The sequence below is a fragment of the Candidatus Saccharimonadia bacterium genome (assembly GCA_035544015.1).
Lineage (GTDB): Bacteria > Patescibacteriota > Saccharimonadia > UBA4664 > UBA4664 > UBA5169.
Map to the genome: position 1 here is coordinate 141,339 of DATKIP010000093.1, position 14,662 is coordinate 156,000.

Sequence of the window (14,662 nt, forward strand, 5' to 3'; positions counted from 1 at the left end):
TCCTCTACCACACCCCGGGAGGGGCAATGAAGCTTAGAGCAGTCGTAGCCGGAGTCGCATTGGCGATCGGTATAGGCTTCGCGGTGGCACATACTCCACCCGAGCACCGATATGAGCGCGGGAAGGTGGAAACCATCGAGCACCCGACCCGGGCGCCCAGCACCTGCCGGATGCTGCTCCGGCCCAATGACAACCCCAGCCATCCCTACTGGACGCCGGTGTACGCCGACGGCCACTTCTGCGATGCGTTCAAGGAAGGCGGCCCCTACATCCTGCTCATCAACGCTCTCAAGCCGCAGTGAGCAGCGGCATCACCCAAAGAGGGGGTCCGAGGGCAAAACCGCCTTGGACCCGCGCGATTTAGCCTAAGCTAGATCGCGTTTTTGCTTATAAATCCAGGTTAGGGCGATAGCCCCACCTCCAAAAGTCAGGGCCATCGCCGGCCAGTCTCGGTAGTTTGGCGCTACCTACTGGCGGCCCAGCACCGTCAAGAAAGCCCGAAAGGCGCGCCGAACGGTGTTGACATCGTCTGTTGTCAGACTCCTCGAGTCGGTGAATTCCGGCGTCGTGTTTGATCGCACCCACCCCTGTGAGGTAGGCAGCCAAACATGAATCTCCGCGCGCCGTGCGTCCCGGTCGAGCAGTGGTGAGCTGGGCACAGATACCTGCAGCACCACGCCCGTCCGGCGTGGATACAGCCACAGGAACATCCCGCCTCCGGCCCCGGGCGCGAGCTCAGCGAAAAATTCCGGCACCGCCGCATCATCGAGGTCGCCACCGGTATTGACGAACATGGCCGCATACACAAAGCCCGGTACGCCGCCGATGCGGGCAAAGCAGTACGGCTGGTCAGTGGGAAGTGCCGGCTTCCATGTGCCCTTCACGTTGACGGTGGGACAGTTGTGGGCCGACAGACCGCGCGGGGTGCCTGGTCGCTGCACCGGATTATACACCGGATGCAGGTTGCGGAGCGGCCGGCCGCACAGCTTGGCCATCATCAGCGTGAGGTGCTGGCCTTCGATCGCGCTGCGGGTCTGCGCTCCACAGGCCGCCTGCTTGATGGGCGGCGGCGTTGGGGTAGCGCTCGGCGTGACAACACTGCCGCCGTTACCGATAGCAGCACAGCCCGCCAGCAGGAGCGCGCTCGCCGACAGTCCCAGCCTTCCGCGGCGGGGGTTCCTCGTGCTCATGGCATCCTCTCGGGAACTCGGATCGTACGGACCTAAACCTTATAGCATTAAAACCATAAGCAAATCAACAAGACCGCTCTCCGGCGCCACCCTCTGCTACAATCGAAAGATGCCAACCGTTACCAAGCTCGAACAAACCTTTCTCGACCTCGTTGCCATCGATGAAGTACATCCCCACGAAGACCAGGTACTTGTCTACATTAAGCGCCGCCTCGATGCGGCCGGCGTACCTTTCCGCCAAGACGCCGCCGGCAACATTGTGGCGCAAATCGCCGGCGCGGCGGGCGGCCCGGCAATCGCGCTGGTCGGCCACACCGACATCGCCGCGCCGCTGGCCGGCCGCCAGGTGGTGGTGGCGGAGGGCGTCATCAAAACCGACGGCCACGGCCTGCTCGGCGCCGACGACAAAGCCGCCGTAGCCGCCATGCTCGAGCTGGCCGACGGCGCCACCTCAGCGCGTCCCGCCCGTACGATTGAGCTCGTGTTTACCGTGGGCGAGGAAGCCGGCTGCGTAGGCGCCGTGGGCCTCGACATGGCTCTCGTAAGCGCCAAACAGGCCGTGGTGCTCGATTGGACCGGCCGCGTCAACCGTGTCATCACGCGCAGCCCCGCTTACTTCAAGATCGACGTCGAGTACCGCGGCCGCGCCGCGCACCCCGCCGAGTGGCAAGAGGGCAAAAACGCCGGCGCCGCCCTCATCGCCGCGGCCGCCCAGCTCCGCCAGGGTGAATACGCGTCCGGCGTTACCTGCAACATCGGCGTCATGCAATTCGGCGACGCGCGCAACAAAGTCCCCGGCCACGCCACCCTCCAAGCCGAGTTGCGCAGTTACGACACGGCCAAAATCACGGCCGCGGCGGCCGAAGGCGAGCGATTATTCCGCGCCACGGCCGCCCAACACGGCGTAGAAGCGCAGCTAGCGTTCGTGAAAGATTCCCCGGCCTACGAGCTCAATCAAGACGGCGAACTAATCACAATCGTCGAACAGGCTCTCGCCACCGCCGGCCTTCAGCCCCATCTTGAGCCCACCTATGGCTGTTTCGACGGGAATATTCTGGCCGCTCGCGGCCTCGACACCATCATGCTTGGCGCCGCCTATTACCATCCCCACAGTGCCGAGGAATATCTCAACCGCGCCGAATTTGCCGAGCTGCTCACTGTCTTAAAAATACTCCTGTACCCACCCAAAGGCTCAAACCGCGTTTGAGAACTTGGGTCGGGCAGTGGCCCTCCCCGGCGTTATTGCCGGCGAGGGCCACTACGAGCGGCTCCCTGCGGTTATCCGGCCGCCCGGTCTAGAAAGTCATGAAAGTCATTGAGGAGGCCGGCCAGATCGGTAAAGCTCGGTCTGGGCACCACCTCCCATCCAGCCTTGCCGGGGCGCCACGACGCCACATTATCGCTCGTCAGGATGCTGGCCCCCACCGGTATCCGGAATAGCAGCCCGTCTGCCTGGAATACCCAGAAGTAATCACCGACCTCCTCGATGAAAAAAAGCGGCTGCGACGCCGGGTTGGTTTTGCCGTTGGCAGACGCGGGCATTGCCGCGTATACCGTTGGATAGTCACCCAGGCGGGGGAAACAGTACAGGGTGCCGCTGACAAACCGCCAGCCCTTGGCAGTGTGGTCGGCGGCGCAGCTTCCGGCCACGCCGAGAATGGTGGTCGCCGGTTTGTGATTCAGGTAGACCGGCTTCAGCTCCCGCAGCGCCTTGTTGCAGCTGAGCGTACCCGCATCGGCGACGTGCTCCTGCGCCGGAGCCCCGTGCAGCGTGCGGCCGCACAGACCCGCGGGCAAAAGCAGGATGGTCAGGCCTGTGGCAGCAAGGGCCGCTAATGCAAGCCCTCCCGCGGAGCTGAGAAGCCGCCCAACAAAAGTCTCTCTCGCCATGCTCTCCTCCGAGACTCGAACGTTTGCGGACGATAAAATTATGCAACCAAGGCTCGTGCCAAGCAATGAGCCAAAACACCACTTCTATCCCACCCAAAGCCTCAAACCAATGCTTGAGAACTTGGGTCGGGCAGTGGCCCTCCCCGGCGTCATTGCCGGCGAGGGCCACCACGGACGGTCCTGGCGATCAGCTGCCCGCGCGGACCAGGAAGTCATCGAAGGTGGTCACCAGTGTGACGAGCTGGTCGGCGGCTATGCCGTCGCGAGCCTCATCCAGACCGCCCGGCTGACGCACCCACTTTGCGCCGACTGACCGCAACACCGTCAGCTGTCCCGCAGCTCGCTCCCGCTTGGCCGTGGGCGAAGCAATCAACGAGCCGGTCGCAGGCACGAATACCCAGTCGACACTCTTCACTCGCTGCACGAAGATGGGCGGATTGGACTTCGATCCGATCTCCGCCGGCGGCGCCGCCGCAAAGACCGAGCGCGCCGCCGTGATCCGCGGGAAGCAGTAGGGGGTCTGGAAGTTCAGCGTGGGCTTCTTGGTGTCAGACGCACAGCTCTTGTACAAGCCCCGATTCCCCTGCTTGGGGTAATGCGTGTCGTAGGCGACCCCGATCTCCTCGAGTGACTGATTGCAGTGCTGGAAGCCCACGGTGGCCGCAGCAGAATTCGGCCGCGGCGCAATGGGCGCGCAATCCGCACCACTGTGGTTGAGGCCACCTTTGGCGACGGTAACCACGCCGGCCGCGGCAACCAGCCCCAATGTAACCCTTACTATTCGTGGTACTTTCAGTTTCACGATTTCCCTCCGGGGGTCTCGCATCGGTTCAGGACGGTAACGATTATGCGATATTGGAGCGCAAAAAGCAATTCGCGGCGCCGAGCGCCCGGCGCCAATCTATGGCATGATAGAAGCACTAACGGGACCGCCTCATCATGAGCAAATGGCAACGCCTGTCCGGCAAAATCGTGTACCAAAACAATTACATGAGCGTCCACGAAGACGAAGTAATCGCTCCCGACGGCCGCGCCACCGTGTATGGCTGGATCGAAACGCCGCCGGCCGTGTTCATCGTAGCGCTCGGCGATCAAGACCGCGTCTGCCTGGTAGAGCAGGAGCGCTACACCACCGGCGCGCCGTCGTGGGAAATCCCGGCCGGCAACACCGACGGCGAAGACGACACCGACGCCGCCAAGCGGGAGCTCGCCGAAGAGGCCGGCCTCCACGCCGACAAATGGGAACGCCTGCCGGTGCAAACCTACCCCTTCAACGGCTTCGCGGCCGAGCGCAACATCATCTTCATCGCCACCGGCCTACATCAAGTCCGGGAACCTGTCGGCGCCACCGACGACACCATCACCGCCAAGCGTTGGGTGAGCTGGCCGGAACTCAAAAAAATGCTCTCCAAGGGCGAAATCACCGACGCCCAAACCATTTCTGCCGTTATGTTGGCCGGCCTGCACCTGGGGCATATCAAATAAACCGTCCGACTTGAGCCCGCACCTCTTTACAAGATCGGCCTGGCTTGTCTATAATGATTGGGTCCCAAGTGGGCAAAATTTTTTATGTTCACAAAGTAATAAATCGATTCCACTGTAGATCGCTGATGCGGCCGCCGATTGGCAGTCCGCTAGGGGCTAGCAAAAGCCACATTATCAATCTGTAGTGGAACATATTAAGGAGAGTTAAAGAATGGCCGAAACATTCAAGCGCGACAAGCCGCACGTCAACGTAGGTACCATGGGGCACGTCGACCACGGCAAAACTACCCTCACGGCTGCCATCACCGCCGTGCTGGCTAAGCACAAGCCCAGCTCGATCAACAAGCCCGTTAAGTACGACGAAATCGACAACGCTCCCGAAGAGCGCCAGCGTGGTATCACCATTGCTACCTCGCACCAGGAGTACGAGTCCGACAAGCGTCACTACGCTCACGTCGACATGCCGGGCCACGCCGACTACGTCAAGAACATGATCACGGGTGCCGCCCAGATCGACGGCGCCGTGCTGGTGGTTTCCGCCGCCGACGGCCCCATGCCTCAGACCCGTGAGCACATCCTGCTCGCCAAGCAGGTGGGCGTGCCGAGCATCTTGGTCTTCATGAACAAGATGGACATGGCCGATCCCGAGCTGGCCGAACTCGTCGAGATGGAAATCCGCGAGTTGCTCGCCAAATACGACTTCGATGAGAATGCCCCCATCATCAAGGGCAGCGCCCTCAAAGCCCTCGAAGGCGACGCCGACAACGAGAAGGCCGTTCTGGACCTCGTTGCCGCCATGGACGACTTCATCCCCGAGCCCAAGCGCGAAGTCGACAAGCCGTTCCTGATGCCAATCGAAGACGTCTTCTCGATCAAGGGTCGCGGCACCGTCGCCACCGGCCGTATCGAGCAGGGTAAAATCGCGATCAACGACGAAGTCGAAATCGTGGGTATTCGCCCCACCAAGAAGACCGTCGTCACCGGCGTCGAGATGTTCAAGAAACTGCTGCCCGACGCCCAGGCCGGCGACAACGTCGGAGCCCTGCTCCGCGGCATTGAGCGCACCGACATCGAGCGCGGCCAGGTATTGGCCAAGCCCGGCACCGTCACGCCTCACACCGAGTTCGACGCCGAGGTCTACGTGCTGAGCAAGGACGAAGGCGGCCGCCACACCCCGTTCTTCAAGCACTACAAGCCGCAGTTCTACATCCGCACCACCGATGTCACCGGCGACGTCACGCTGCCTGAGGGCGTCGAGATGGTCATGCCGGGCGACAACGTCAAGATGAAGGTTGAGCTCATCTCGCCCATCGCCATGGAAGAAGGTCTGCGCTTCGCTATCCGCGAAGGTGGCCGTACCGTCGGCGCCGGCGTGGTGATCAAGATCATCAAGTAAGTTTGCCCACCGCAAACGACCGCAAAAAGCGGGCCTTCGGGTCCGCTTTTTTGTGGTGTACAATCAATCCATGAAGGTTAAGCTTACCGCCGAAGCCTCGGTCCAAAAAGCCTCGGTCAAACTCGGTCTGCTAGCCGCCGCCGGCCTCGCTGCCGGCCTGCTCGCCGGCACGCTGGCCTCATGGAAAATCGCGCCCCTCGTAGCCTGGGATACGCTCGCGTTTGCCTATGTAGCGGCTACCTGGCTCAAGATTACCAAATACGACGCAGCGCTCGTCAAAAAGCACGCCACCCGCGAAGATCCCTCGCGCGTGGCGTCCGATCTCATTCTCATCGGTGCCAGCGTCGCGAGCCTTGGAGCCGTCGCGGTGCTGCTGGCGGGCTCGGCCAGCTCCGGGCAGTCCACCAAACTAGCACTCACGGCGCTCGGTATGCTGAGCGTGATCGCGTCTTGGCTGATGGTGCATACCGTGTACGCTCTGCGTTACGCCGAGCTCTACTATTCCCAGCCCGAAGGTGGGGTAGATTTTGGCGGTCAGAAGCCACAATATGTTGATTTTGCCTACCTGGCGTTTACCATCGGCATGACGTACCAGGTTTCGGATACCACCCTCACCACCCGGGCTTTCCGCGCCACTGCGCTCAAACACGCGCTATTGGGCTTCCTGCTGGGCACCGTTATCATCGCTACTACCATCAATCTCGTGGCCGGACTGGTCAAATAATCGCTTCAACTAGCCAATTCTGATACACTCCGCTCAGGTGAACGCACCTCACAACCCGTTTCGTCGCGCCCCGCCTCCGGGAGGAGATAGTCATGCAGCCATCAAGTGCAGCTACCGTACGTCTCCGCTGCCCGCACCCACATCAGCACCTCGGAACCAACCCACGGACAGAACCTCCGGGAGCCATTGAGCTCGCCGGGTCCATGCGGGGCTGGCTTCAGCATGCGCTGGCCATCGGTTCCCCCAAGGAGCCCGAAGCGTCGCAGCACGACGTGCACCTGTTCTACCTCGCGTCGCTGGCCACGCAATTCCCCTCGCCGCAGCCGGGACTGCTAAGCCCCGAACACGAGCTTCTAGGCGCCCCGTGCTCCGCCGTCGCCATGATCCCCTATGGGCTGCTCGACGGCGTGCCCTGCTCTGCTATCAGCTTCCTGGAGTACTGGGGCGAACCAGGCGCGAGCTCATGCTCCGTGATCGGCTCGGTGCTGGCCACGGCGGCCGGCCACCAACTCGTCTACAGCATGAGCGCCGCCCACAGCCTGTTCTGGGACCCGGATGAAATGCCGTCGGACGCCAACAGTCCGCTCAGCTTGTACCTGTCTCGAGCGTGGCATCCGATCCCGGGCTCGCCGCTCGCCCGAGCTATCCAGCTCAACTGCAACGGTGGCATCATGGATAGCCATGAGCTCTTCGAGGGCAGCGTGCTGGCCGGAGTGTTCGGCTTGCTCCGGAGCGAAGGCGCGCTCATTCTGCCGCCCGGCAATTACAGCGTGGCCATGATGGCCGCTGTGCTACCCACCCTCATCCGGCGCGACTACGTCTTCTACACGATCGGATCAGAGGGTGATATTCAGCACTACTGCCCCCGTCTGGGCATCGAATCCGTCCTGCTCACGGCGCCCGTGCTCGTCCTGGCTCAGCGCCACCGGCAAGCGTTCAACGACTACATCATCTAGCCCCGAGGAGCCTGAGGCCCCTTGGGGCTTCAGCGCGTTTAGGCACAAAAAAGCCCCCAGAACAGGGGAGTGGAGGATAATTGCCGTGGTCTCGGTCCCGGGTTTCCCCGGGGCCGAGTTCCACCTTCGCACCGTGCGGGATCAGAGGGCGAGCAGGCCAAGCCCGAGACATACGATGGCGTACGGCGCCTGCCAGATCAGCAAGGCGCGGTAGCGCCCCACTCGGAACTCCTGAAGCACCTTCCAGCCGCACAAAGCCGCCCCGGCGAGTGCCAGCAGGCAGGCGAAGAACGCGGCGTCCGGGGCGTAGGCGGTGTGAATGGCGGCGCCCTGCCGGGCATTCCAGGCGGCGACCGCCACGAGCCCGAGGTAGCCGATGAGCCCGATGAGTTCCGGCCATGTCAGCGAGTTCGCCTTCGGCTGGGGGATCGCCCCGGCCGCGTCGGCGTTCTGGGTCATGGTGCTCCTTCGAGTCAGGCGACGTTGGCCGCGTTCAGGATCAGCATGGAGACCGCAATGGCCAGCCCTAGTACCACGAATGAGCCAGCCACCACCCACAGGCCCCAGTCACCCGCGCGGAGCCGCAGGTAGCTCTCTCCTGCGAGCAGCCCCATCAGTACCGCGGTCAGCGCGAGCAGGATCAGCGCCAGTATCCACGGGACATGCGGCACCATGACGGCGCCGAATGCCATGAGGCCCGCGACGATCACGCCCAGGATTACCGCCAGCGCATGGCGTTTACTGGTCGTTTCTGTCGGGTCCGATATCTCACCCATGTCGATGATCTCCATTTCTGTGCGAAAGATGGAAGACCAACTATACCCACAAAGAGCCAAAAAATCAACCCAACCAAACCTGAATCTCAAAACCCCAGCCTTATTTCGAGTGACTCGGTGATTTTTGACAATTTTTGTCATTTTTTGCCTATCCGTTCTAATGGACTCAGTGAGAGCGAGGAAGATTTAGGGGGTTTCGAGACTCAGGTACCACGGGTAATTGACAAAACATCAAGAAAGTTATATTTTCATAAAGTTCGTCCCGCCCACAGATGAGGTGAGAGACCCATGACCGAGCTCCCGATCCAGGCGCTCCCGCGCGACGGCTACCTCGCATTCTCCGGAATGAGCTGCGTTACGGAGTTTTGGAAATTCGCCGGTACATCGTTGCTCAACGACATTCCGACCGATTCAATGCATTTCCCGTCCATGACCGATTATGCCTGGGGCACTCTTCAGGCGTGGCCGCTATCCGGCGGAAGGGAAGTAGTCGATGTCGGTGGCGAAGCCGAGCCGGACCAGAACCGACGGGGGCGCCGCCTGTTCTTCCTGACGCTGCCCGGCTCCCCCGCCTGGATCATTACGCTGATTCTCACGGCTACGCCGATGTGGCAGCCGCCCGGAACCCTGGATCTGCGCCTAATACGGACGCGCGGTGTGGTCGAGTACGCAGACCCGGGGCCACACCGGCGCAGCCTCACAGCCCTCGTCTACATTGGCTTCGGCGGCTTCGGCGCTTGCGTCGAACTCGTCGGAGCCAATGGTCAGACCGTCCACCGACAGGTTTTCGAGCCCGGCGATGCCGTCCTGTTCGACGACCGGCGCCTCCGCCCCGCCTGTTGTCGCCCCATCGGCTCCGGGGCGTCGGTGATTATCTCGAAATCACCTTCTGCCAGCCGAGCACCCATCCGCTGCCGCACACACGCCGCGCCCACATCATCCCGACCAACCCGATGCCCTGAGGAGCATGAAGCCCCTCGGGGCTTCATGGCGTTTAGGCACAGATTGACAAAACCGCCTGAGCCATGCTTAAATCAAAGCCAAACACGTGAGAGTGTATTTACTATTAATTGATCGAAAGATAGCACCTACCCATGGCCACAGCCGAAGTCAAAGCCCCCGATAAGCAGCGCATTCGCATTCGCCTCAAGGCGTACGATTCCAAAGTGATCGACCAGTCCGCCAAACAAATCATCGACACCGCCACCCGTACCGGCGCCACCGTCGCCGGCCCCATCCCGCTGCCGACCGAAAAAAACTCCATGACCGTCCTCCGCTCGCCCCACATCTTCAAAGATGCCCGCGAGCAATTCGAAATGCGCACCCACAAGCGCCTCATCGACATCACCGAGCCCACCCCCAAGACCATCGACGCCCTCATGAACCTCAACCTCCCCGCCGGCGTCGACATCGAAATCAAAATGTAACTAACGCCCGCTCCAACAGCCCCGCTCCGGCGGGGTTTTTGGTTTAGGGGTGTTGACTGCTTGATATCTTTTTTGATATCATCAAGGTGTTTCGGAGCCAAACATGAAGTACGAAGTAAAATTTTATGAGGCTCCGAACGGCAAGCGGCCCGCTGAGGATTTTCTAAGCAAGCTTTGGAGGAAACAACCTAAGTTAGCAAAACATACCCTAGCAAATCTCAAAAAACTAGAAGATTCAGAAAGACACGGCCCCCCATTGGTTAAAAATCTCGAGGATAATTTGTTCGAACTTCGGACGGGATCAGCAAATATCACCCGGATCTTTTTCTCGTATAGGCAGGACCAGAGCATTTGGTTGCTAAGTGGATACGTAAAAACTACGGATAGGATTCCGCAAACCGAACTAGATAAAGCTCGAGCCTTGCGGGACGAGTGTGAAAGGAGCAGACAATGACAAGAAGCCTTAATGATTTCATAGACGATCAGCGTCGAGAAGACTCTGATATTGATCGGGAGCTAATTGAGTTAGGAAACTACACTGATCTCGCGCTGAAAATCCAAAACCTTCGAACGTCCCGAGGTTTATCGCAGCGTGATTTAGCCGAAATGATTGGCACAGGCCAGGCCAATATTAATCGGTGGGAGACCCCTGGATATGCTAGCTACACAGTGAATAGTCTTAAGAAGCTTTCTAGGGCGCTAGGGGTGGCACTAAAAATTGATCTAGAGCAGGCGGCGCAGATCAGAATAGATAAGCCATACAAATTCTTAGTGCAAATTGAGCGTAGCCCATATGACGTAACGATTAATCCTAGCAGGCAACGCGAAGAGGCCAACAACTACTATCCATCAAGCGGAGGAATAAAATGATCAGGCACCTATGGTCAATTTTGGCAACCCAATCGTCAGTTGACCAACAGACCAATAACCTCAGCATTTTCGACGTCATGGAGGAGCTCACAGTTCAGCTTCCCGTCGATGCGAAGCTACCTGCCGTCGTTCCGCTAAAACACACCATTGTATCGCTTTGGCAGAAAGAGCGTGGGAAAGAAGTTAATTTCGAATTAAGAATAGAAATTGTTGGTCCCAACGGGAATAAGCTCGGTGAAATAGTCCAAAAAATAAAAACCTTACCCCAGCACAGGCGGATGAGGACAATAACACAAATGGAGACATTCCCATTAGTTGGGGCAGGAGAATACACCTTTAAAGTGTTCACAAGTGAGTCAGATACAGTGAGAACTCTTCAATCAGAACTTCCTCTTGACATCATCATTCCTAAAATCGAGCAGTAAAGAGCGATCTATTCACGCCGCCAGAATAATATATAAACCACGAGGAATTCGCCATGGCCACACAAATCAAAGGCAACGGAACCAAAGAGTCGCCCTGGCAGCTCACCACGCCGCCCGGGACGTCGCAGTATCAGATGTACGAGGATGAATCGGCCGATCCGGCGGCCATTGTGTGCGTGGTGGGCTCCACGAAGCTCGGCTACCAGTTGCGGGCCGTCGAGGATCTGCACGCCATGCTCAAGGCTCACGGCGATTGGATGGAACTCGGCGCCGCCGATGAGCAAAAGCCCGCCAAAGACGGCACCGTGGAGGCTTGGGGCCGCGCCGAAACCAACCCCGTAGGCGGCTGGTATGGCATCAAGAAGGGCTTGCGCGGCCGATTTGGCATGTACATGCCCCCGTTGCTCGAGGCGCTCGGACTAGCCGAGGTGGAGCACAATCCGCGCGGCAACCGGATGCGGGCTCTATAGCTCAGGCGCTTGTGGTATAAAGCTATTGTTGCAATCGCCTAGCCGAGAGGCAGGATAGCCAATGTCCACTGACACCCAACCGCCCCCGGACCCGCTCACCGACTACTCGCAGTGGATCGGCGGAATCCTCTACACTGTCACTAGTGAGCGGCGAACTGTTTCCGACACCTTCGGCTTCCGGGTCGACGAGGTCTCGCGGCTCATCACGCCGATCTTCCCCTCGCTCGGAGACACGATCTACATGGTCGCCCGCGAGTACTTCGTGGCCGGCCGCCCCTTGGCCAGCCTCACCATCAGGGCCACCACCCTGAACCTGTTGTTGCTCGCCGGGCCGGGCGGTCCGCACGCGTGCGGGCTCTGACGGGGACATGCAACCCAACCGGCCCCGGGACGACGTCCCGGGGCCGGCTCCACTAGGACAGCTGTCAATGCGCACATACGCTGCTTCAAATTACAGCTCAGCGGAAGGATAACGCACATGTCCCCAATCCAAACCGTCCGGCGGGTCCGTTTCAGTGCCAAGGGCGCCCTCGCTGCGGGCGGCGCTTACGGCCTGGCGCTCGGCGTCATCCACGCCTTCCTCAACCACGCCGGCACCAGCCCGATGGAGAAGCTCGGCGTCATCGCCGCGGCCGTGCTCATCGGGGCCGCCACGACGCTGCTGGCAAAGGAGCTCTTGTCGCTAATGCCCTCCGGCGGGTACATCACCCAGCTCGTGCTCGGCTTCGGCGGCCTTGCCTACCTGCTCGGATGGAGCCAACCTTGGGTGCGCTGGCTCGTCATCCCGACGATTCCCTGCCTGCTCGCCGCGTTCGTGATGGACTACCAGGCCGAGGCCGGACCAAAGCGGCGGCACACATAGAGGCTGACCGCCACCCAACCGGCCCCGGGACCATCTCCCGGGGCCGGCGCACCGCCATTATTTTTCACGCTCGCCAGTTTGACACCCTTGCACTCAGTCCGCTAATGTGGCTAAACCTAGCAGAAAGTTCAAGATTCGGCCACGAGGTAGCCGAAACACAAAAGGGGGGAGTGGCATGTACCCGCACTACGACGAACGAGCTACCCTACCGCCTACGTCTAGCGGTCGTCTACGCACAATGGTCGCCGAGGGAATCCCAGCCGTGGTCGCGCATCTCGCCACCGGCATGAAGCTGGCCGGCGAAATCGACCACACCATGGCGCGGCTCTACGCCGGCGGAATCCTCTCGGCCGAGCTGAGTGTGCTTCAAACGCTGCGGCTCGGCGGCGCCGAAGGCGACTGGTTTGTGCGCGAGGGCGAGGAGCCCACATGGGGCATCGGCGTACGCCTCGACTTCGCGTTTAACCGCAGCTACATCGTCTGCTCGCTGCGCCGCGACACGCCGGCAGCCGCGCTCTACATCACCGTCGAGCGCATCGTGCCCGATCGCGATCTGCAGCAAGAGCTCCTGCGGGTGACGTACACAGTCGAAACGGGCTTCATGTGCTGGGCCGGCGAAGACATCACGCTTGAGACCCAGCCAACGCTCGGCACCGAGGTGAGCTGTCGGGAGGCCTTCGAGATCGCAGTCAGAAAACTGTTCGATGCTCTCAAGAATGAAGCCGCCCACATCTTCGATGGCTATACGCGACTGTCCGAGTATTAACTCCGGCCCGAAGGGTGGCCACCATGCCCGATTCGAGTCTCGACCCGGCCGAGCGCAAAATCGTCGGGGACGTCCGGTCCAGAGTTGCCGGCAATTTCGGCATCGATGCCGACACCTGGAAGCGGTTGGTGGCGTGGGACGAATCAACCAAGTCTCAGCGCTGGATCGTCGGGATCATGATCCTGGTGGCAATGGAGCTCATCCGCCGCCGGCGGGTGCACATGAGCGCCACGGCACCAAACGAGCGTGATCTCGCTCGTCGCATCAGCGCTGAGCTCGGCATCAATGCCCGCGCCAACCCCAAGAATCCCCATGCCCGCATGGCCGAGGCAGTCGGCGCAGCGGATCGCAAAGGGCTACTGCATGAAGTGCGAGAAGCAGTAGCAAGCATCTTTCTCGCGCTGCGCCAGTCGGAGTTCCCAAATTGGCGTACCATCGCTCGCCGGGTCGTCCATCCCCGGGCCAACAAGGACGACCAGTGAGACGCCCGGCGCTCGAGTTTCCGGTACCACCGGAACGCTCGAGCGCCGTCTCTCGTTTTATCGAGCGCTTGTCTCCCCAAACGCAGTGCGCCCCCGCCGAGACCGAAGTCAGGGCAGGGGCGTGGGCACCGATGGTGCAGGGGGATCAGCCCCGAACTGGAACATAGGCGGCGTACGGCGACCCGGGGGTGATCAGGAGTCCGCGAACCGGCCGGCCACCGGGGTCGAGGACATCCGCGTAAAGCGATCGCTCATCCCGCGCGTCGAGCCGGAACGCCAGGGTGAACGCAGCCGAATCGCCGTCATGCGCCACTCCGGGCGCGTCCGGAAGCGTAACCGCTCGCGCAAAGGCCTCGTGCCACGCGAGACGCCTCGAACCTTCCCCGTCCCAAGCCCGTCCGAACACCGCCGCCAGCATCGCCGGCGACAGATCGGCCGCCGCCGGATTGGGATCGCGCCCGGCCGCCACATTGGCGCCGACCACGCCGAAGACGTAGCGCACCGCCAGATCGAGGCTCATGGGCTGCCGAACCTTCGACCAGTCGAGCCGTCCTCCGATGCTGGGCAGCCCCGGTAGGTAGAATCTGACCCAGCTGCCGGAGCCGGCCCAGAGGAACAGTCCGCTCGGGCCGGCCGACCCTATGGTCGGCGTGACTTCCAGCGACACCTTCCTCGGCTCGATGAGCGTCCAGCGCGTGTGGGGCAGCGGCGGAGTCACGTCGGGCACGGCCAGCTGGCCGAAGGTCACCGTGAGCGTGGATCCATCGATGGTGATGTCCACGATCGTTCCCTGGCACATCGAAATAGCTTCGTCAGTGCCGTGAGAAATGCTGATCTCGCCACCCGCCGCATAAGGCGCTAGGTGTCGCGGCTGCAGAGCAAGAGGATCTTCCATGGTCGCCTCCTGGGCGTCGGGCTGACGGGAACTGGCCAGAATGGCCGA

At 61.1% G+C, this 14,662-nt stretch carries 21 protein-coding genes; 15 read left to right on the plus strand and 6 right to left on the minus strand.

Annotation, left to right across the window (positions count from 1 at the left end; genetic code table 11):
- Positions 1–26: 26 nt before the first annotated feature.
- The gene (locus tag VMT30_07075) at positions 27–302 is read left to right on the plus strand and encodes a hypothetical protein (GenBank protein ID HVQ44696.1); all 276 of its coding nucleotides are present in this window, start codon (positions 27–29) and stop codon (positions 300–302) included.
- 165 nt (positions 303–467) lie between these two features.
- On the opposite strand, the gene VMT30_07080 is transcribed toward VMT30_07075, so the two are convergent.
- A complete protein-coding gene (locus VMT30_07080) occupies positions 468–1,190 on the minus strand; it encodes a hypothetical protein (GenBank protein ID HVQ44697.1) in 723 nt (240 codons plus the stop codon).
- A gap of 109 nt (positions 1,191–1,299) precedes the next feature.
- Here VMT30_07080 and VMT30_07085 point away from each other — a divergent pair, with 109 nt between their 5' ends.
- Positions 1,300–2,397, plus strand: coding sequence for a M20/M25/M40 family metallo-hydrolase (locus tag VMT30_07085; protein ID HVQ44698.1), 1,098 nt, complete (start codon positions 1,300–1,302; stop codon positions 2,395–2,397).
- 71 nt (positions 2,398–2,468) lie between these two features.
- On the opposite strand, the gene VMT30_07090 is transcribed toward VMT30_07085, so the two are convergent.
- A complete protein-coding gene (locus VMT30_07090) occupies positions 2,469–2,987 on the minus strand; it encodes a hypothetical protein (protein ID HVQ44699.1) in 519 nt (172 codons plus the stop codon).
- Positions 2,988–3,267: 280 nt separating this feature from the next.
- A complete protein-coding gene (locus VMT30_07095) occupies positions 3,268–3,882 on the minus strand; it encodes a hypothetical protein (protein HVQ44700.1) in 615 nt (204 codons plus the stop codon).
- 137 nt (positions 3,883–4,019) lie between these two features.
- On the opposite strand from VMT30_07095, the gene VMT30_07100 reads away from it, so the two are divergent.
- From VMT30_07100 to VMT30_07115, 4 genes are all read left to right on the plus strand, one after another.
- A complete protein-coding gene (locus VMT30_07100) occupies positions 4,020–4,565 on the plus strand; it encodes an NUDIX hydrolase (GenBank protein ID HVQ44701.1) in 546 nt (181 codons plus the stop codon).
- A gap of 211 nt (positions 4,566–4,776) precedes the next feature.
- The gene (tuf, locus tag VMT30_07105; GenBank protein ID HVQ44702.1) at positions 4,777–5,961 is read left to right on the plus strand and encodes an elongation factor Tu; all 1,185 of its coding nucleotides are present in this window, start codon (positions 4,777–4,779) and stop codon (positions 5,959–5,961) included.
- Between the two features lie 70 nt (positions 5,962–6,031).
- A complete protein-coding gene (locus VMT30_07110; GenBank protein HVQ44703.1) occupies positions 6,032–6,685 on the plus strand; it encodes a DUF1345 domain-containing protein in 654 nt (217 codons plus the stop codon).
- A 203-nt stretch (positions 6,686–6,888) separates the two neighbouring features.
- Complete coding sequence (locus tag VMT30_07115; GenBank protein ID HVQ44704.1) at positions 6,889–7,641, plus strand: hypothetical protein; 753 nt, start codon at positions 6,889–6,891, stop codon at positions 7,639–7,641.
- Between the two features lie 141 nt (positions 7,642–7,782).
- Here VMT30_07115 and VMT30_07120 read toward each other — a convergent pair whose 3' ends face one another.
- Together VMT30_07120 and VMT30_07125 are read right to left on the minus strand one after the other, a co-directional pair.
- Complete coding sequence (locus VMT30_07120; GenBank protein ID HVQ44705.1) at positions 7,783–8,100, minus strand: hypothetical protein; 318 nt, start codon at positions 8,098–8,100, stop codon at positions 7,783–7,785.
- Positions 8,101–8,114: 14 nt separating this feature from the next.
- Positions 8,115–8,432 carry a hypothetical protein gene (locus tag VMT30_07125; GenBank protein ID HVQ44706.1) on the minus strand — a complete coding sequence of 106 codons (318 nt, stop codon included), beginning with the start codon at positions 8,430–8,432 and terminating at the stop codon, positions 8,115–8,117.
- A 273-nt stretch (positions 8,433–8,705) separates the two neighbouring features.
- Between VMT30_07125 and VMT30_07130 the strand changes: the two genes are divergently transcribed.
- The 9 genes from VMT30_07130 (at position 8,706) to VMT30_07170 (ending at position 13,719) form a co-directional block, all read left to right on the plus strand.
- Positions 8,706–9,491, plus strand: a complete 786-nt coding sequence (locus VMT30_07130) for a hypothetical protein (GenBank protein ID HVQ44707.1) — start codon at positions 8,706–8,708, stop codon at positions 9,489–9,491.
- 20 nt (positions 9,492–9,511) lie between these two features.
- Positions 9,512–9,844, plus strand: a complete 333-nt coding sequence (gene rpsJ, locus VMT30_07135; GenBank protein HVQ44708.1) for a 30S ribosomal protein S10 — start codon at positions 9,512–9,514, stop codon at positions 9,842–9,844.
- Between the two features lie 450 nt (positions 9,845–10,294).
- Positions 10,295–10,714 carry a helix-turn-helix transcriptional regulator gene (locus tag VMT30_07140; GenBank protein ID HVQ44709.1) on the plus strand — a complete coding sequence of 140 codons (420 nt, stop codon included), beginning with the start codon at positions 10,295–10,297 and terminating at the stop codon, positions 10,712–10,714.
- Positions 10,711–11,139, plus strand: a complete 429-nt coding sequence (locus VMT30_07145) for a hypothetical protein (protein HVQ44710.1) — start codon at positions 10,711–10,713, stop codon at positions 11,137–11,139. Before VMT30_07140 ends, VMT30_07145 begins: the two co-directional genes overlap by 4 nt.
- 53 nt (positions 11,140–11,192) lie before the next feature.
- Positions 11,193–11,609, plus strand: a complete 417-nt coding sequence (locus VMT30_07150) for a hypothetical protein (GenBank protein ID HVQ44711.1) — start codon at positions 11,193–11,195, stop codon at positions 11,607–11,609.
- 61 nt (positions 11,610–11,670) lie between these two features.
- Positions 11,671–11,970 carry a hypothetical protein gene (locus tag VMT30_07155; GenBank protein HVQ44712.1) on the plus strand — a complete coding sequence of 100 codons (300 nt, stop codon included), beginning with the start codon at positions 11,671–11,673 and terminating at the stop codon, positions 11,968–11,970.
- Between the two features lie 117 nt (positions 11,971–12,087).
- Entirely contained in the window at positions 12,088–12,471 is a 384-nt protein-coding gene (locus VMT30_07160) for a hypothetical protein (protein ID HVQ44713.1), read from the plus strand.
- 175 nt (positions 12,472–12,646) lie between these two features.
- Complete coding sequence (locus VMT30_07165) at positions 12,647–13,237, plus strand: hypothetical protein (protein HVQ44714.1); 591 nt, start codon at positions 12,647–12,649, stop codon at positions 13,235–13,237.
- A gap of 23 nt (positions 13,238–13,260) precedes the next feature.
- Entirely contained in the window at positions 13,261–13,719 is a 459-nt protein-coding gene (locus tag VMT30_07170) for a hypothetical protein (protein HVQ44715.1), read from the plus strand.
- A 145-nt stretch (positions 13,720–13,864) separates the two neighbouring features.
- Here VMT30_07170 and VMT30_07175 read toward each other — a convergent pair whose 3' ends face one another.
- Positions 13,865–14,614: a hypothetical protein gene (locus tag VMT30_07175; protein HVQ44716.1), complete on the minus strand. Its 750-nt coding sequence runs from the start codon at positions 14,612–14,614 to the stop codon at positions 13,865–13,867.
- Positions 14,615–14,662 lie beyond the last annotated feature (48 nt).